Origin of the sequence: Pseudarthrobacter sp. R1 (assembly GCF_024494415.1) — a bacterium.
Classification (GTDB): Bacteria; Actinomycetota; Actinomycetes; order Actinomycetales; family Micrococcaceae; genus Arthrobacter.
On sequence record NZ_JAMKFI010000009.1, the window covers coordinates 187986 to 205091 of the forward strand.

Below are 17106 nucleotides of genomic sequence, written 5' to 3' on the forward strand. Positions count from 1 at the left end.
AAAACGATCCGTCCATAATCCGGCCACTGTGTCCCGCCCTGTGACGGAAGAACGTCATCAACCAAGTAGCGGACCTGAGTACCGGGGCCGCAAAGTACTTATATACCGCCGCCTGCGCGCCCTGTTACTTTCGAAAAATCGGGCGGAATGTCCGTAAGCAAAGGGCGACGGCGGCCTTCCGCCGTCGTCCTCCGGCAAGGGAAGCAGGGCGGCCATGGGGGCAGGGGACGGGGCAACGGAGCAGGCCAGGCTGGCTGCGGAAAGGGTTGCCAGGCTTAAGCGCCGGCTCGACCAGGCCGAACGTTCCACCCAGGCCTGGGATGCCGGTGCCGTCGGAGGGCACGTGGTGGCAGAGAAGCTGAGCGAACTGGTGCCGCGCGGCTGGTACGTGTTGCACGATGTCCACTGGCCGGGCCGGCCCAAGGCCAACCTGGACCATGTCCTGGTGGGGCCGGGGGGCGTGGTGGTGGTGGACGCCAAGAACTGGACCGGAGAAGTCAAAGTCTCCTCGGGTGTGCTGTGGCAGGGCCGCTACGCCCGGACCCAGGCCGTGGAAGGTGCACTGGCCCAATGCGCGGCCGTCGCCTCCGTGATGGCCCCGCCGCACCGCCGGCTGGTGCGGCCGCTCATCTGCATGGCCGCGCAGCCGGACCTTTTTGGCGTGACGAACTCCGATGTCGCCGTAGCGGGTGCCCAGCGAGTGGTGGGTGCCATCGAATCGCTCCCGCCAGTGCTGGACCAACAAACCGTAGTGGGGATCTACGCACACCTCGGCCAGCAGCTTACGCATGAACAGCAGCCCGGGATTACAGCTTTCCGGAACGTCCGGCCAGGGACCGTGGTCCAGCCAACGGGTGCCCTGCCGCCACGTGGTCCAGCGGCTGAGGATGCGACTGGACGGGCAACGGCTGAGGATTCCCGTTCCGAAGGTGGCCCCGGTCCCGCAACGGGCAGGAACACCTCAACCCGGAGCGGGAGCTTGGCCCGGCATCCGGCGGGCCGCCACCTCAAGGCAGCCGGGGTGCGGCAGGGCCGGAACGCCAAGGCCCACCAGCATCCCGGAGCCGGTGCGGGGCGCCTGGCGCTGCTCGCCGCGTTCGTCATTTTCGCCGTTTATATCCTGCCGTACTGGGGGTACTAGCCCCACGGCCCGGCCGTGACGGCGGTTGTTCCGTGCGTGCCCTGGAGCGGGCCGGAACCAGCAGTTGGCTGCTGGCCTGCCGGACGGTCTCCGTGACGCGGTTGAGCCGTTCGGAGTCCAGCGTCCAGGACTGCCAGTAGAGGGGGACATCCTGGTGGCTGTCCTCCAGGCGGACCAGGGTCCCTTCTGCGATCTCATCGGTGAGCTGCAGTTCGGGGATCATTCCCCACCCCAGCCCGGCCCTGACAGCGGCGAGGAATCCTTCCGAGGACGGAACGGTGTGGGTGGGCGGAAGCGGGTCAATTCCTTTGGCATCAAGCAGCTGACGCTGGAGGGTGTCCTTGGCGTTGAACTAAGTTCATGAAGTTATTCCTCGGCGGCACGGCCGGCATGGGGGCTCTTGTCACGCGCTTTCCGGAGGCCTTGGAGATATTGCGCTGGGGCGGGGCTGCATACCTGCTCTGGTTTGCGGTCCGGTCCTTCATCGCGGCGTTGAAGCCCTCCTCGCTGACCGAACAGCCTCCGCGATCGAAGCACTCGGTGGTCGGCACTGCGGTGGCCCTGACCTTCCTGAACCCCCACGTGTACCTGGACACGGTGGTGCTGCTGGGCAGCCTTGCCAACCAGCAGGGCCCCGGGACCCGGTGGGTCTTCGCGGGCGGCGCCGTCACCGGCAGTGTGCTCTGGTTCTCCGCCTTGGGGTATGGGGCCCGGAGTCTGGCGGGGGTCCTCAGCAGCCCGCGGACCTGGCGCTGGGTGGACCTGGCCATCGGGATGTTGATGCTGGTGCTCGCCATCAGGCTTGTAGTGCATTGACCGGTTCCGGACGGCGCTTCAGCGGTAGGCTGGGAATCAAAACTCACAGGGGGAAACCTTGACTGACCAGCCCTCCCAGCGGCCTGAATCCGAACGCCCTGGCGGCAACCCGCCGTCGGGCTTCGAACCACCGCGGTTCGCCCCGCCCTACGGCGCGGAGCCCCCGACCCAGCAGCAGTACGGGCAGGGCGGCCATGGACAGGGCGGCTACGGGCAAAGCCACTATGGAGACTCCGGCCAGTATGGTGCCCCCTATGGCCAGCCATCAGCCGCGTACAACCAGGGTCCCTACAGCCAACCCAGCTCCTACGGCCAAGCCGCTGGCCCCTACGGCCAGCCCGGGTATTACGGCGGGCCTGCCGAGCCGAAGACGCTCAGTATCGCGAGCATGGTGTGCGGCATTGCGTCGGTGATTATGGGCTTCCTCCTCCTGCCGCAGGTCGCCGCGATCGTCACCGGTCACATGGCGCTCAAGCGCGAGCCCTCGGGCAAAGGAATGTCCATCACGGGCCTGGTGCTCGGGTACCTTTGCCTGCTGGGCTACGGCGCGTTCTGGCTGCTGCTCATTATCGGTCTGGCCGTTGCCAGCACCACGTCGACGAACACCTTCTGAGCCCTCGGATGCCCTATCACTTTTGGTCCCCAAGAGGCGGTTTTGGGGACCAAAGGTGATAGGACATCTTCAGTTTTTAGGCTTTGCCGGCGGCTGCCAGCGGAACGTCCTCCTCCGCCGGGCCGGCCGGATAGATTGATTCGGCGGGCGCACGGTTGGTGGCCTTCGCCCATGGGTAGTAGATGGCAAGGGTGACGGCGATCCCCACCAGCCAGGAGATGTCGGCGCCGCCCAGCAGCTTGGTGACGGGGCCGGTGTACAGCGCCTGCGCGAGGAACGGGATCTGGACCACGACGCCGATTCCATAGGATGCCAGCGCCGCCGCGTTCCAGCGGCCGTAACGTCCGTCCGGGTTGTACAGCGCCGGGATGTCCAGCCGGTCCCGGGAGATCTTGTAGTAGTCCACGAGGTTGATCACGGACCACGGCGTGAACACCATCAACAACAGCAGGACAAAGTTCTTGAAGAGGTTCAGGAAGTCCTTGCTGGCAAACAGTGCGATGAGGACACTGGCGCTGATGACCGCGATGATAAAGACGATCCGCAGCGTCCTTGACACGGAATCCCTGCGGTTGACGGCAGTGCTGATGGTGACGCCGCACATAAAGGCGCCGTAGGCGTTGAGGCAGTTGACGGTGAGTTTGCCCGTGACGATCACCAAGTAGATGAAGATGGCGATCAGGCCGCCGCCGGCAAGGTCGCCCATGTAGCCCACTTGGTTCTTTAGGAAGTCGCCGCCGAGTTTGGCAGCAGAAAGGCCTCCGGCGATCGCGCCCAGGGTCATGGCCCACTGCGCGCCGCCCACGGATCCGGCGAAGGTGTACCAGAAGGTCTTGCGTTCGGACGTGGTAACCGGCAGGTACCGGGAGTAGTCCGCCACGTAGGGGCCAAACGTCAGCTGCCAGCCGGCGCCGAGGGCGATGGCGGTCAGGAACGTGGGCCACTCGAAGCCCTTGACCATCATCACCTGGGTGACGTCGAACTTCGTGAAGACGGCGACCGTCAGGTACAGGAACCCGGCCAGTCCCACTACGGTGGCGATCCGGCCGAGGGCGTGGATGTACTTGTAGCCGAGGATGGCCAGCAGCGCGGTGGCCGCGCCGAAGATCAGGATGCCGACGGCGGGAGCCTCCACGCCAAGCATAAGGTTGATGGCCTGGCCCGAGAGAACGGTGCCCGTGGAGGCAAACCCGATATACATCAGGATGACCAGGACCAGGGGGATCACCGCCCCGTAGACGCCGAACTGCGCCCGGCTGGAAATCATCTGCGGAAGACCCAGCTTGGGGCCCTGCGCCGAGTGGAGGGCCATCACCGCGCCGCCCACGACGTTGCCGACCAGCAGTCCGACAATGGCCCAGAAGGCATCGGCGCCAAAAACAACGGCGAGTGCGCCATCCACGATGGCGGTGATCTGGGCGTTGGCGCCGAACCAGAGCGTGAACTGCCCCCGCGGGTGGCCGTGGCGCTCGCCGGGCGGAATCATTTCAATAGAACGTGCCTCTACGGCACTGCTTGTTGCGGCCATGGCCAACTCCTTGGGTGATAAAACGTAGGTTCCATCACACTGGGTTTACGGCCCGATAAGAACACGGAATACCGTCCGGCTGTCCCGTACTCCAGACAGCCCGGCGTGTCGGCGCAAAATTTCCCTCCGAGTGGGCTATTCCCGCGTATTCCGGGGGGAATTGACCATTGGCCGGGGATGAGTTCTCCGGGGTCGGGCGGGCGCCGTTTAGCGGAGCAGTTCCACGTCCGAAACGAGCTCGATGTGGGCCAGCATGGCCTCTGCTGCCCCTTCCGCATCCTGGGACCGGATGGCGTCGGCAATCTTGCGGTGCGAGGCAAGGGACTGCTCGGGCCGCCCCGGCTGGCCCAGCGATTCCATCCGTGTTTCCAGGATCATTTCCGCGATAAATGCCATGAGCTGCGCCAGCACCGAGGAGTGGGCCGCAGCCGTGATGGCCTGATGGAAAAGTTCGTCGCCATGGGTGCCGCGGTCGCCGTCGCTGATCTCCCGGGCCATGACGTCCAGAGCCTCGTCGATAGCAGCGAGGTCAGCCTCCGTGCGTCGGGCCGCCGCGAGCGCAGCAAGCTTGACCTCCAAGGTGCTGCGCGCCTCCACGATCTCCGGCAGTCGGCTCCGGTGCTCACGCAACCCCTTGATCACGGACGCAACACTGGGCCGGCGCGCAAGGACCGCGCCCGTGCCGTGCTGGACGTCGATGACGCCCAGGACTTCAAGGGCCACCAGGGCCTGGGCAAGGGTCGCCCTGGATACACCGAGGCGCTCGGCGAGGTCCCGTTCGGCCGGCAGGAGATCGCCAGGCCTGAGCTGGGCCGATTCGATGTAGGCAAGGATCTGCTCCACCAGCTGTTCGTAAAGCCGGGGCCGCGTAACCCGCTCCAGTCCCAACCGTGATGTCTTCTCCACAAAGCCCTCGCTACGTCGTCGTTCCCCCAAGACTACAGGGAGCGGCTATTGACAGATAGACTCACTGTCTAGGAGGCTAGTCCAGTGAGCCAGTAACTCACGTCACACTTTTCTTCCCCCAATGGAGGACCAACGATGTCCGCTCCTGTCTTGTCGATCATCATCCTGGCGGCGATGTTCCTGCTTGCCACTGTCCTGCCCCTGAACATGGGTGCGCTCGCCTTTGTTGGCGCCTTCCTGCTAGGCACCGTGGTGCTGGGTATGTCCACCAATGACATCCTGGCCAACTTCCCCGGCGGCCTCTTCCTCACCATCGTCGGCGTCACTTACCTGTTCGCCATAGCCCAGAACAACGGGACCATCGACCTCTTAGTGCGCGGCGCCGTCAAGCTCGTGGGAAGCCGCGTTGCCCTGATCCCGTGGGTCATGTTCGCCATCACGGCGGTCATAACCGCCGTAGGTGCACTGTCTCCCGCCGCCGTCGCCATCATTGCCCCCATAGCCCTTAGCTTCGCTGGAAAGTACAAAATCAGCCCGCTGCTGATGGGCATGATGGTCATCCACGGTGCCCAGGCCGGCGGCTTCTCGCCCATCGCGGTCTACGGCGTCACGGTGAACGGCATCCTGGCCAAGACCGACCTTGCCTTCAGCCCCACCGCGTTGTTCCTGTCCAGCCTCGTCATCAACACCCTCATCGCCCTGGTGCTCTTTGTGGTCCTGGGCGGGCGGGCGCTCCTGTCCTCCAAGGTGAGCCACTTCGTGGAGCAAGCCGCGGAAGCGCGGATGGCCGTCAGCGTAGGGGCCAAGGCCGGCGACGTGTCCTTCAAAGGCTTCGGCTCCGGCATGTACGGCCCCCGCGACCCCGCAGGCGACGGCGTGGCAGCCACCAAGGAGCGGTCGGAGCGCATCCCGCAGCTGGTGACCATCGGTGGCCTGATCGCGCTGGCCGTCATCGCCCTCGGGTTCAAGGTTGACGTCGGGTTCGTCTCCATCACCATCGCCATCGTCCTGGCCCTGGTCTCACCGGCCGCCCAGAAGGGCGCCGTCAACAAGATCAGCTGGTCCACGGTGTTGCTGATCTGCGGCATGCTGACCTTCGTCGGGGTCCTCGAGGAGGCCGGAACCATCGAGTTTGTCTCTAACGGCGTGGCCAGTATGGGCCTGCCCCTGCTGGCGGCCCTGCTGATCTGCTACATCGGTGCCGTGGTCTCCGCCTTCGCTTCCTCCACCGCCATCCTCGCAGCGCTGATCCCGCTGGCAGTGCCGTTCCTTTCGACGGGCGAAATCGGAGCCGTCGGCGTCATCTGCGCCTTGGCCGTTTCGGCCACCATCGTGGACGTCTCACCCTTCTCCACCAACGGGGCCCTGGTCCTGGCCACGCTCCCGAAGGCGTGGACAAGGACCGGTTCTACAAAAAGATCCTGGGCTACAGCGGCATCGTGATCGTTGCCGGCCCAGCCCTGGCCTGGCTGGCGCTCGTCGTCCCCGGCTGGCTGTAGCTGGCCGGGACGCCGCCACACACTTCACGCTTGTATGAGAAAAGGAACCAGCGCATGAGCAGAACCGAGAACACCCGAGGCCCCCTTTCCGGCCACCTTGTGGTTGACCTGAGCCGGGCACTCGCGGGCCCGCACGCCGGCATGATGCTGGCGGACCTGGGCGCCCGGGTCATCAAAGTGGAAAACCCGGGAACCGGGGACGACACGCGCGGCTGGGGTCCCCCCTTCGTCGGCCCGGAGGACGATCTGCAGTCCACGTACTTTATGTCCTGCAACCGCAACAAGGAATCCATCAGCCTGGACCTGAAGAGCGCCGACGGGCAGGCGGTGCTGCGCGGACTACTGGAACACGCCGATGTGGTGATCGAGAACTTCCGCCCCGGGGTCATGGACCGGCTCGGCTTTTCGCCCGCGGCCATGCACGAGCTCAACCCGCGGCTGGTCATCCTCTCCATCACAGGCTTCGGCCATGACGGTCCCGAGTCGCAGCGGAGCGGTTACGACCAGATCCTCCAGGGCGAGGCCGGGCTGATGTCCCTTACCGGTTCAGGGCCCAACGACCCCCAGCGCGTGGGCGTCCCCATCGCGGACCTCCTCGCCGGGATGAACGGTGCCTTCGGGGTGCTGGCAGCCCTCGTTGAACGGGACCGGACGGGCCACGGGCAGGTGGTGCGCACATCCCTGCTGGCATCACTGATCGGAGTCCACGCCTTCCAGGGCACCCGCACCACGGTGGCGGGGGAAGTTCCCAGGGCCCAGGGAAACCACCACCCGTCCATCGCGCCCTACGGCTTGTTTGCCTGCAAGGACGGCAGCGTGCAGATCAGCGTCGGCAGCGAAAAGCTGTGGCTCTCCTTCGCGGCGGCCTTCAATCTTGACCCGGCGGCGCCCGGCTTTGCCAGCAACGCCGAAAGGGTGCGGAACCGCGCAGGCGTCATTGCCGCCGTCGAACGCGCCTTCGCGGACTACGGGGCGGCGGAGCTGCTGCAGAAACTGAACGACGCCGGGATCCCGGCAGGCAAGGTGCGTTCGCTTGATGAGGTGTACGCATGGGAGCAGGTGGCGTCCCAAGGCCTCGTGGTCAATGTGGACCACCCACTGCTCGGCAAGGTCAGCCTGCCGGGCCCGCCGCTGAGGTTCTTTGCCCCGGGCGATGCTGCGGAAACCACCGTCACCGAGCATGACGCGCCGCCGCTGCTGGACGAGGACGGGCAGGCGATTCGCGAATGGCTCGGCTTGGCTTCACTTGCCGGGCAGGTGGCCTAGCATGCCGACAACCGAAAAGGTAAGGCACCTTAGCGCCGCAGAACTGCTGGAAACTGTGGTGGACGAAGGCTCCTTCGTCTCCTGGGACACGCCTGCGCAGGAGCCTCCCCTGTCTGAGGAGTACTTCCGCGACCTGGCCAAAGCGCGGGAACGCAGCGGAACCGACGAATCGGTCGTGACGGGCGCCGGACTCATCCGGGGGCGCCGGGTTGCAGTGATCGTCAGCGAATTTTCGTTCCTGGCGGGATCGATCGGCCACGCGGCGGCGCAGCGGATAGTGGCCGCCGTCGAGCGGGCCACCGCGGAAGGGCTTCCGCTGCTGGCCGGCCCGGCGTCCGGCGGCACCCGCATGCAGGAGGGCACTCTGGCTTTCCTGTCCATGGTGAAGATCACCGGGGCCGTGCGGGCACACCGCCAGGCCGGACTTCCGTACCTGGTCTACCTGCGCCACCCCACCACCGGGGGCGTGATGGCCTCGTGGGGATCCCTGGGCCATATCAACGTGGCCGAACCGGCTGCGCTCCTGGGATTCCTGGGCCCGCGCGTCTACGAGGCGCTGCACGGCGAACAATTTCCCGAGAACGTGCAGGTGGCGGAAAACCTGTTCAACAAGGGGCTGATCGACGGCGTTGTGGAGCCTGCTGACCTCGCCGAACTCGTGGGCAGGGCCCTGGACATCCTCTGCGCCCGGCGCGGCCCCCGCCCGGAAGCCCCGGAGACGCTGGCTGTCCGGCCGGCCTCCGTGGATGCGTGGACGTCCATCGGAATTTCCCGGCGTCCCCGCCGGCCCGACCTGCGGCAGCTCCTCAAGTTTGGTGCGGGTGACGCCCTGCCGCTGAATGGGACAGGGCAGGGGGAGAAGGACCCAGGGCTCCTGCTTGCCCTGGCCCGGTTCGGCGGGCAGTCCTGCATCGTCCTGGGGCATGCCCGTCCGCTGCGCAGGGACGCCGCCGGGATGGGTCCAGCCTCACTGCGGGAGGCGCGGCGCGGCATGAAGCTGGCCGAGGAGCTGCGCCTGCCGCTGCTAACCGTCATCGATACCGCAGGCGCGGCCCTGTCCCAGGAGGCGGAGGAAGGCGGGCTCGCTGGTGAGATCGCGCGGTCGCTGCACGAGCTCATCGGGCTGGAGGCGCCGTCTGTTTCGGTGCTGCTGGGCCAGGGGGCCGGGGGAGGGGCCCTGGCCCTGCTGCCCGCGGACAGGACCATCGCGGCGCAGCACAGCTGGCTCTCACCGCTGCCTCCCGAGGGCGCGAGCGCTATTGTCCACCGGACCACCTCGTATGCTCCCGCCATGGCACAGGCGCAGGGTGTGAATGTCGCTTCCCTGTACGCCAACGGACTGGTGGACCACATCGTGGATGAGCGGGACGACGCTTCCCTGGAACCGCAGGAATTTTGCCGGCGGATGGCGCTCGCCATTGAATACGAGCTGGGATCGGTTGCGGGCACCGCTGTGCCGGAGCTGGTGGCAGCGCGGGCGGGGAAGTACCGCAACCTCGGGAGTTTATGAACCTTGTGGGCTACCCGCTCTTTATGAAGCTTCGGAGCGTTACCTTCGCTGCGTTGCCCGCGCCCGGCGGGCGTTGGCACGCAGCTGGAGGATGCGCGCGCCGCCTGCCGCGGCCACCAGGACCCCGCCGGTCACACTGGCGATAAACAGTGCCATGCCCAGTGGCAGGCTTCCTTCGAAGCCCAGGAACCTGACCAGCACGAGGTCCTGGTTCTGCAGGATGAAGATGATCAGCAGGATCAGGAGCGCCAGGGCGGCCACCACTGCCGCCCACACCACGCCGGCGCGGGTCACCCTGGGCTCGCCGGCACCCGCTGGGGGCGGCGTGGCGCCAGGGGACGAGTCTGCGGGGCGCGCGGCGGGTACCCCCGGCGTGCCGGTCCGGTCAGCCGGCGGGGTGCCGTTGTCGCGCGGCTCCAGTGGTCCGTCGGTCCCCGGCGTGTACTGTCCAGCACTCATTCACGGCCCCTTCCAAGGATGCTAAGCATGCTTATGATGCCACCTTAGCCGGGAAGTTTCGCCTGGCACAACGCCACGCCTGCTAACTGCCGGCGATTCGTCGCGCGTGCTCGTGCTCCGCCTTGGTCAGCTCCGCAGCTACGGTCCCCAGAAGCGTCCACCGGGACAGGGCGCCGTCGGGGCGGGCCTGTGCTCCTGTGGCAAGCGCAGCGTCAATACGACGGCGGACCTCGGCTTCCTGCCGTGGATCGGCTGCGAAGATTGTCCGGAGCCTCACTGACTGTCCCTCCTGCTGGACGGCAGTGTGGTGGGCGGCGAGCGGGCACGGCGGGGGATGCTCCCAGCTGCCGCACAGGGCTACCGTGATCGCAGCTCCTGGCGCCGCCGCGTCGGCGCCGGTGCCAAGCCGGAGGGTGGCTTCGTGTACGTAGAAACCGGGCATGCGTCCATTCTCCGGCAACGGGCGCCCCGCCGCCGGGCCGGCCCTGCGTGACCGAGCCGTCACGCAACGGAAGGGCCCCTTGCGGGAGGCCCTTCCGAGGACTTTGGCACTGCGCCGGACCGGCATTCCGCCAGGCCGGCACTGTGTCAGACCCGTTCCCTGCTCCGTTCGCCGGAGGGGGTGCTGGGCCGTGGCGTCCTGCGCCAGTTGGGGAAGGCCCAGAACGCGTAATCCTGTGCCTTGACTTCCTGCTCCGGAGTTTCCACCGGGGTTTCCTGCTTGGCTTCAGGCTGACGGTGGGTTTCCTTCTTAGCGCCCCACCCGAAGTCCTTGCTGGATGAATAGCACATCGCAGACCTCCTTCTCGTGACTGCCCCTTAATCGTCCTCCCGATGCGCCAAAGAGTCGACACCCTGCAGGCAATCCCGCATTACCCGGCGCTGCGGGCTGCTGCCCACCCGCTAGAACCCCAGCTGGCAGGCCACCCGCAGCAGGAGGCCCTCGGAGCCCTTTGGCCCCACCAGCTGGATTCCCATGGGCAACCCCTGGCCCGGAGCTCCGCCTGTCCAATGCACCGGAACGGTGATGGCGGGCAGCCCGCACACATTGACCATGGAGGACCACGGCGCAAACTCGCACTGCTTCCGGTAGTCGCCGTCGGCATCCCCTGCCCACTGCGCCGACGGCCAGCGGCCATCACCATGGGCTGTCCCGGTGAACCAGCCCACCGGGCGCGGTGTCTGGGCAAGCGCCGGCATCAGCATCAGGTCCCACTGCGCGTACTGCGTCACCGTGTCCCGCTGGAACTGCCGCAGCAAGGCCAGCGCTTCATTCAGCTTCGCCGCGCTGCGCTGTTGGGCCCTGCGCCGGAAGGTCCGGGTCAGCGGCGCCAGCAGCGCTTCGCGGTAGGGGCTGATCCTGGCCGCGCCCACCGGAGCCGTCCAGGCGGTGGTGAAGGCGTCAGGGTAGCGGTTGTCATAGCGGATGGTGGCATCGCTGAGCGTGTGGCCCGCGTGCTCCAGAAGTTCCTCCCCGGTCCGGAGCGCGTCCAGCGCCTCCTGGTCCGGAGTAAAAGGGAAGGTGCCGGACCAGGGGCTGTCCAGGGTGACGCCGATCCGCAGCCGCGGCGGCTCCTGTTCAATAGCCGCGAGGTAGGCGCCATCCCTGGTATCCGCGGGGGAGGAGGCAAGCGCATCCATCATCAGTGCGGCGTCGGCGGCGCTCCGGGCAAGGGGACCTGCCACCACCAACCGTGCGGGGTCGCCCAGGCTCTCTCCGGCCGGCACCAGGCCGCGCCCCGGCTTCAGGCCCACCAAACCACAGGCGGCGGCAGGGATGCGGATGGAGCCGCCGCCGTCCGTGCCCGGTGCGAACGGAAGAAGTTTGGCGGCCACCGCAGCGGCGCTCCCGCCGGAGGATCCCCCTGAACTTCTGCTGGGAGCATAGGGATTGCGCGACGGCGGCGCCACGCGGTTTTCGCTGTAGGCAGTCAGTCCGAATTCGGGCACCTGCGTCTTGCCCAGGCAGATCACGCCCGCTTCCCGAAGGTGAGCCACCAGCGGTCCGTCGCTGACTGCCGGTTTGTGTTCCAGGGCAGCGCTGCCGTGGCTGGTCGCCACGCCGGCCACGTCTGTGAGGTCCTTGAACGCCAGGGGCATGCCGTGCAGGAGTGGCAGTTCGTCAACAGGGGCGCTGCTCCGGAGCGTGTCGGCCGCGCGGGCGGTGTCCATGGCTTGCTCTGCCGTCACCGTGACAAATGCCCCGAGCAAGGGAGTGTGCCGTTCGATCCGGCCCAGGAAGTGGACTGCCGCTTCCGCTGACGAGACCTCCCCTTTACGGAGGCTGTCCCGGAGGGCGACCGCGGAAAGGTCGTGGAGCTCAGCCAAGGTACCGCGGTTCCAGGCGTTCCTCATGGGCGCCCTCTGCGTCCTGGGAACGGGTCACGATATACGCGCCCTTGCCGCGGGCTTCGGCCACCGCCTCGATCAGGGACGTGCCGTGGTAAACCAGCCCCACGCCGTCGTCCGTGCAGTGTGTTTCGCCCAACGTCCCGTCAGCCACCAGCCGGTGCACCAGGGGGCGCCTGCGCTCCTCCGAGTCGTAGTGCACTCCGTTGGCGAAGGGCAGGAACGCCAGCCCGTTGGTCACGGCGCGGAGTTCAGGGCCGAAGGAATCCGTGGTGCCGCCCCGGAACCAGCAAATGGACCCGGCAGAAACGCCCGCCAAAACCACACCGCTTTGCCATGCCTTATGCAGCATGTGTTCCAGGCCGTGGGCCCGCCACACCGCCAGCAGGTTCACCACGGAGCCGCCGTTCACCCAGACCACGTCCTGGGCCAGCAGGTGCGCCTCGGGATCGGCGTGGTTGGGCATGGTGAAAAGGTTCAGGTGGCTGAAGTCGAATCCCGCCTGCCGCGACGCCTCATCCATTTCGGCGTTGCAGGCGCGCTGGTCGCCGGCGGCCCTGCCGACGTGCGTCACCTTTGGTGCCCGGCCGCTGACGCCGGATAGTTCGACGGCGTGGTGCAGCAACCGGTCAAACTCGAGTCGGGTGCGGCTGCCGGGCTTGAAGCCGCCCGAGGTTGCCAGAATGGTGGGCTGCTCTGCAGGCAAGGTTCCTCCTAGGGTCTTCCGAGTAGCCTAACTTGCAGTTCTTCCCGGCGGGCAAGGGCCTGCGGGGGCTAGGCTTAACGCTGAACCCGATCAGCCAGACAGGACTTTCCATGAGCGATTTTGATTCCGTCCCCGTCAACGACATCCCCGCCGACGCCGCCATCCTGGACGTGCGTGAGGATTACGAGTGGGTGGCCGGGCATGCGGACGGGGCCCTTCACATCCCCCTGGACCAGCTGCCCTCGCGCCTGGACGAACTCGATCCGGACCAGGACCTGTACATCATTTGCCGTACCGGGGGCCGGTCCTTCCGCGCTGCGCAGTGGCTCACTGGCCAGGGTTATTCCGCAATAAATGTCTCCGGCGGCATGGACCAGTGGCTGGAAGCCGGGAAGCCGCTGGTGTCGGACAACGGGCTGAAGCCGCTGGTTCTCTAGCAGCCCCGGTCTCTAGCACCTCCGGTTCGCTTCCGCGTTCCGGGCGCCCTGCTCCAGGGTGCTCCATGCCTTCGAAGGAATACCTATGCCTGCGCCCTCCGCCACCTACGCCTTCCTCGGGCCCGAAGGTACCTTCACCGAGGCTGCCCTGCTGAAGGTGCCGGGCGCCGGCCAGGCTGCCCGCATCCCGGCGTCGAACGTCAATGTTGCCTTGGACAACGTGCGCGACGGATCGGCCGACGCTGCGATGGTGCCCATCGAGAATTCGGTGGAGGGCGGCGTCACCGCCACCCTGGACGCCATCGCCACCGGCCAGGAACTGCGGATCATCCGGGAAGTCCTGGTGCCCATCAGTTTTGTGCTGGTGGCCCGCCCGGGCGTGCGTCTGCAGGACGTCAAGCGGGTGTCCACGCACGGCCACGCCTGGGCGCAGTGCCGGCTCTGGATGGACGCCCACCTTCCCGGTGCTGAGTACGTGCCGGGATCGTCCACCGCTGCCGCTGCCATGGGGCTGCTGGAGGACGATTCCCATTACGACGCCGCAATCTGTGCGCCGCTGGTGGCCCAGGAACAGCCGGGACTTACCGCGCTCGCCGAGGACATTGGAGACAACCCCGGTGCCGTAACCCGCTTCGTCCTGGTCAGCCGCCCCGGCATCCTGCCCGAACGCACCGGAGCGGACAAAACCACAGTGGTGGTGCCCCTGCCGGAAGACCGTCCAGGTGCCCTGATGGAGATCCTGGACCAGTTCGCCAGCCGGGGAGTGAACCTCAGCAGGATCGAATCCCGGCCCACCGGCCAGTACTTAGGGCATTATTTCTTCAGCATCGACGCCGACGGCCACCTCGGTGACGCGCGTGTCGCGGACGCCCTGGCGGGGCTCCACCGCATCAGCCCGGCCACGCGTTTCCTGGGCTCCTACCCGCGGGCCGACCACCAGGAGACAGCGGTGGAGCCGCATACTTCTGATGGCGCATTCGAAGCAGCGCGGGCCTGGGTGGAAGGGCTGCAGCCGCAGGCTGGCCGGCCGGAATTCGGTTCCGCCGCTTCGCCCACAGCGTAGGTGATTGCCTTCCTTACCACTTCCGCGGGCTGTGGACAATGCGTATGCTTACTTGATCCACATTGGGGGATGGCCCCTAACGAAGGGAGCGGGTCATGAGTACCAACAGCTCTGACAACGACGGCCAGGGGATGATCGTTAATCCCCGCCCCACCGCCGACAACCAGGACTGGGACGGCGACGAGGCCGATCGGGCGGACCGCCTGCGCTTCGAAGAGGAACAGGCCATGATCCGTGAGCAGTCCGAGGCCCGCGCGGCCGCCAAGGCCGCCGCCGAGGCACGCAAGGAAGCCCACGCCTGATCCTCCTGCTTTAGACCACCAAGCCCTGCCCTTTAACCCTGATCAGTAGCGAACGCGGCTCCACCTGCACAGTGACCTTGGTGGCTTCGCCTGCCGTGTCACCGTCGAGCTGCGTCGGCATGGGCTCGGGACACTTGATGACGATCCTGCCTGACCTGTAAACGGTCATGATGGGCAGTTTGCCGCTGTGCTTGAACATGATCTTTACGTACATCAGCAGCCAGCCGATGGCACTCCGCGGGCTCATCACCACCACGTCCAGCATGCCGTCGTCGATCATGGCCTGCGGAATGAAGTCGATGCCGCCTGGAACCAGACCGCAGTTGGCAAAAAGGATGCTGCGGATGTTCCGGACCTGGTCCGGGCTGCCGTCCAGGGAAATCGAGATCCGCTTCCGCCGGCCGGGCAGGTGGCGCATGCCGGCCTCCGTGTAGGCGAGCCAACCGAACGTTTTTTTGAGGCCGGCGTTGGTGTCGGCCAGGACTTCGGCGTCCATGCCAATTCCCGCGATCACCAGGAATGCGTGCTCGGAGGAATGGCCGGTCCGTGAGTTTTCGATCCCCATCCGTGCCGTGTCGATGTACCGCTGGTGGCCGAAAAGTGCGGTTTGCACGCTGCCGTGGAGGTCGTTGACGTCCAGGTCCACGTTGCGGGCCAGAAGGTTTCCGGTGCCCAGCGGGATGATGCCCATCGCGACGCCGGTGCGGGCGAGGGACTCAGCCACCACCCGGACGGTGCCGTCGCCGCCACCCACCACAACGACGTCGGGCTTGTGCTCCAACGCCGCCTGCACCTGCGAGAAGCCCGGATCCTCGGCCGTCGTTTCGTAAAACACCGGCTCATCCCAGCCTGCCGTCAGGCAGGCGCGCTGGATAGTGGCTTTGGCTTCGTCCGAGCGGGCCTTGATCGGGTTGAGGATCACCACCACGCGCTGATCAGTGAGCCCTGGTTTGTGGGCGTCCCCGCCCACGGCGCTGCGCACATGCAGGGCCTTGAGCCTGCGCACTCCCCACCAGCTGGAGATGGCGAAGGCAAGCGCCACCGCAATCAGCACGTAGAGAATCAGGTCGCTCATGGTCCCCCAACAGTATCCCGGCGGGCGGTGCGCCGGTCCTGGGTGCCCGCGGCCGCCGTCGTACTCCCTCGGATTGGATACCCTTGTGTGGTGATCGACGTAAAAGACCTCAGCGAAAACCCGGACAAGTTCCGAGCCAGCCAGCGCGCCCGCGGCGCGGACGAATCAGTGGTGGACGCGATCATCTCCGCGGACTCTGCACGCCGGGCGGCGCTGATCCGCTTCGAGAACCTCCGCGCCGAGCAGAACGTCTTTGGCAAGAAGGTGGCCCAGGCCAAGGGCGACGAGAAGAAGGCGCTGCTGGCCGAGGTGAAGGAATTGGCCAACTCGGTCAAGGCTGCCTCCGCCGAGGCGGACGCTGCGCAGCTGAAGCAGGAAGAGCTGCTGCGCACCATTCCCAACCTCATCGAGGACGGCGTTCCCGAGGGCGGCGAGGACGACTACGTGGTGGTCAATACCGTCGGGACGCCCCGCGAATTCCCGGACTTCGAGCCGAAGGACCACCTGGAAATCGGTGAACTGATCGGCGCCATCGACATGGAGCGCGGCGCCAAGGTGTCCGGCGCGCGCTTCTACTTCCTCCGCGGCGTGGGCGCCCGGCTGGAGATGGCGCTGCTGCAGATGGCGATGGAGCAGGCGATTGAGGCCGGCTTTGTCCCGATGATCACGCCCACGTTGGTGCGTCCGGAGACCATGCAGGGCACCGGCTTTGATGTAAAGCACGACGCCGAGATCTACCGCCTCGCCGAAGACGACCTGTACCTGGTGGGCACCTCCGAAGTAGCCCTGGCCGGGTACCACGCCGATGAAATCCTCGACTTCTCCAAGGGGCCCATCCGTTACGCCGGGCAGAGCTCCTGCTACCGCCGCGAGGCCGGTTCGCACGGCAAGGACACCCGCGGCATCATCCGCGTGCACCAGTTCAACAAGGTGGAGATGTTCATCTACACCACCGTTGAAGAAGCCGCCGCCGAGCATCAGCGCCTGCTGGCCTGGGAAGAGGAAATGTTGGCCAAGTGCGAGCTGCCGTACCGCGTGATCGACACCGCCGCCGGCGACCTTGGCACGTCTGCTGCGCGGAAGTACGACTGCGAAGCCTGGGTCCCCACCCAGGGCGCGTACCGTGAACTGACCTCGACGTCCAACTGCACCACCTTCCAGGCACGCCGCCTGAACATCCGTGAGCGCGTTGTGAACGAGGCCGGTGTTGCCAAGGGCACCCGGGCGGTGGCCACCCTGAACGGCACCCTGGCCACCACGCGCTGGATCGTGGCGCTCCTGGAGCACCACCAGAACGCCGACGGCTCGGTCAACGTTCCGAAGGCACTGCAGAAGTACCTGGGCGGCCTTGAGGTCCTCCCGGTCCTGTAGGAGTTTCCCGCCGGGGTGAATATCCACCCCGGCGGCCGTGTCCGGATGTTTACCAACAGTTCAAA

Annotated in this window: 18 protein-coding genes and 1 pseudogene; 10 read left to right on the top strand and 9 right to left on the bottom strand. The window is 66.6% G+C overall.

Annotated features, from left to right (window positions below):
* The first annotated feature begins 214 nt into the window (after positions 1–214).
* Positions 215–1141: an NERD domain-containing protein gene (locus tag M8J71_RS18115; protein ID WP_256249198.1), complete on the top strand. Its 927-nt coding sequence runs from the start codon at positions 215–217 to the stop codon at positions 1139–1141.
* On the opposite strand, the gene M8J71_RS18120 is transcribed toward M8J71_RS18115, so the two are convergent.
* Positions 1101–1463: a LysR substrate-binding domain-containing protein gene (locus M8J71_RS18120; RefSeq protein ID WP_305479956.1), complete on the bottom strand. Its 363-nt coding sequence runs from the start codon at positions 1461–1463 to the stop codon at positions 1101–1103. The genes M8J71_RS18115 and M8J71_RS18120 overlap by 41 nt on opposite strands.
* Before the next feature lie 38 nt (positions 1464–1501).
* On the opposite strand from M8J71_RS18120, the gene M8J71_RS18125 reads away from it, so the two are divergent.
* Together M8J71_RS18125 and M8J71_RS18130 are read left to right on the top strand one after the other, a co-directional pair.
* Positions 1502–1957 carry a LysE/ArgO family amino acid transporter gene (locus M8J71_RS18125; RefSeq protein WP_256249199.1) on the top strand — a complete coding sequence of 152 codons (456 nt, stop codon included), beginning with the start codon at positions 1502–1504 and terminating at the stop codon, positions 1955–1957.
* Positions 1958–2015: 58 nt separating this feature from the next.
* On the top strand, positions 2016–2570 hold the full coding sequence (locus M8J71_RS18130) for a DUF4190 domain-containing protein (protein ID WP_256249200.1): 555 nt from the start codon (positions 2016–2018) through the stop codon (positions 2568–2570).
* A gap of 76 nt (positions 2571–2646) precedes the next feature.
* Here the strand turns inward: M8J71_RS18130 and M8J71_RS18135 are convergent, their stop codons facing one another.
* Both M8J71_RS18135 and M8J71_RS18140 read right to left on the bottom strand, forming a co-directional pair.
* Positions 2647–4098 (bottom strand): purine-cytosine permease family protein, encoded by a 1452-nt coding sequence (locus M8J71_RS18135; RefSeq protein WP_256249201.1) that lies wholly within the window; start codon positions 4096–4098, stop codon positions 2647–2649.
* A 207-nt stretch (positions 4099–4305) separates the two neighbouring features.
* Complete coding sequence (locus tag M8J71_RS18140) at positions 4306–5004, bottom strand: FadR/GntR family transcriptional regulator (RefSeq protein ID WP_256249202.1); 699 nt, start codon at positions 5002–5004, stop codon at positions 4306–4308.
* Positions 5005–5139: 135 nt separating this feature from the next.
* Between M8J71_RS18140 and M8J71_RS18145 the strand changes: the two are divergent.
* From M8J71_RS18145 to M8J71_RS18155, 3 genes and pseudogenes are all read left to right on the top strand, one after another.
* A pseudogene (locus M8J71_RS18145) lies at positions 5140–6503 on the top strand (SLC13 family permease).
* A 54-nt stretch (positions 6504–6557) separates the two neighbouring features.
* On the top strand, positions 6558–7769 hold the full coding sequence (locus M8J71_RS18150; RefSeq protein ID WP_256249203.1) for a CaiB/BaiF CoA transferase family protein: 1212 nt from the start codon (positions 6558–6560) through the stop codon (positions 7767–7769).
* A gap of 1 nt (position 7770) precedes the next feature.
* Positions 7771–9279 (top strand): acetyl-CoA carboxylase carboxyltransferase subunit alpha/beta, encoded by a 1509-nt coding sequence (locus tag M8J71_RS18155; RefSeq protein WP_256249204.1) that lies wholly within the window; start codon positions 7771–7773, stop codon positions 9277–9279.
* 39 nt (positions 9280–9318) lie between these two features.
* Here M8J71_RS18155 and M8J71_RS18160 read toward each other — a convergent pair whose 3' ends face one another.
* From M8J71_RS18160 to M8J71_RS18180, 5 genes are all read right to left on the bottom strand, one after another.
* A complete protein-coding gene (locus M8J71_RS18160) occupies positions 9319–9738 on the bottom strand; it encodes a lipopolysaccharide assembly protein LapA domain-containing protein (protein ID WP_256249205.1) in 420 nt (139 codons plus the stop codon).
* An 82-nt stretch (positions 9739–9820) separates the two neighbouring features.
* Positions 9821–10180 (bottom strand): hypothetical protein, encoded by a 360-nt coding sequence (locus tag M8J71_RS18165; RefSeq protein ID WP_256249206.1) that lies wholly within the window; start codon positions 10178–10180, stop codon positions 9821–9823.
* Positions 10181–10326: 146 nt separating this feature from the next.
* Complete coding sequence (locus M8J71_RS18170) at positions 10327–10530, bottom strand: hypothetical protein (protein WP_256249207.1); 204 nt, start codon at positions 10528–10530, stop codon at positions 10327–10329.
* A gap of 111 nt (positions 10531–10641) precedes the next feature.
* The gene (locus M8J71_RS18175) at positions 10642–12066 is read right to left on the bottom strand and encodes an amidase (RefSeq protein ID WP_256249611.1); all 1425 of its coding nucleotides are present in this window, start codon (positions 12064–12066) and stop codon (positions 10642–10644) included.
* A complete protein-coding gene (locus tag M8J71_RS18180; protein WP_256249208.1) occupies positions 12059–12793 on the bottom strand; it encodes a peptidase E in 735 nt (244 codons plus the stop codon). Before M8J71_RS18180 ends, M8J71_RS18175 begins: the two co-directional genes overlap by 8 nt.
* A gap of 110 nt (positions 12794–12903) precedes the next feature.
* On the opposite strand from M8J71_RS18180, the gene M8J71_RS18185 reads away from it, so the two are divergent.
* The 3 genes from M8J71_RS18185 (at position 12904) to M8J71_RS18195 (ending at position 14595) form a co-directional block, all read left to right on the top strand.
* A complete protein-coding gene (locus M8J71_RS18185; RefSeq protein ID WP_163161256.1) occupies positions 12904–13230 on the top strand; it encodes a rhodanese-like domain-containing protein in 327 nt (108 codons plus the stop codon).
* 85 nt (positions 13231–13315) lie between these two features.
* Positions 13316–14293, top strand: coding sequence for a prephenate dehydratase (gene pheA / locus M8J71_RS18190; protein WP_256249209.1), 978 nt, complete (start codon positions 13316–13318; stop codon positions 14291–14293).
* A gap of 95 nt (positions 14294–14388) precedes the next feature.
* Complete coding sequence (locus M8J71_RS18195) at positions 14389–14595, top strand: hypothetical protein (RefSeq protein ID WP_163161260.1); 207 nt, start codon at positions 14389–14391, stop codon at positions 14593–14595.
* Between the two features lie 10 nt (positions 14596–14605).
* Here M8J71_RS18195 and M8J71_RS18200 read toward each other — a convergent pair whose 3' ends face one another.
* Complete coding sequence (locus M8J71_RS18200) at positions 14606–15670, bottom strand: diacylglycerol/lipid kinase family protein (protein WP_256249210.1); 1065 nt, start codon at positions 15668–15670, stop codon at positions 14606–14608.
* Positions 15671–15760: 90 nt separating this feature from the next.
* Between M8J71_RS18200 and serS the strand changes: the two genes are divergently transcribed.
* Positions 15761–17041: a serine--tRNA ligase gene (serS, locus tag M8J71_RS18205; protein WP_256249211.1), complete on the top strand. Its 1281-nt coding sequence runs from the start codon at positions 15761–15763 to the stop codon at positions 17039–17041.
* Positions 17042–17106: the final 65 nt, after the last annotated feature.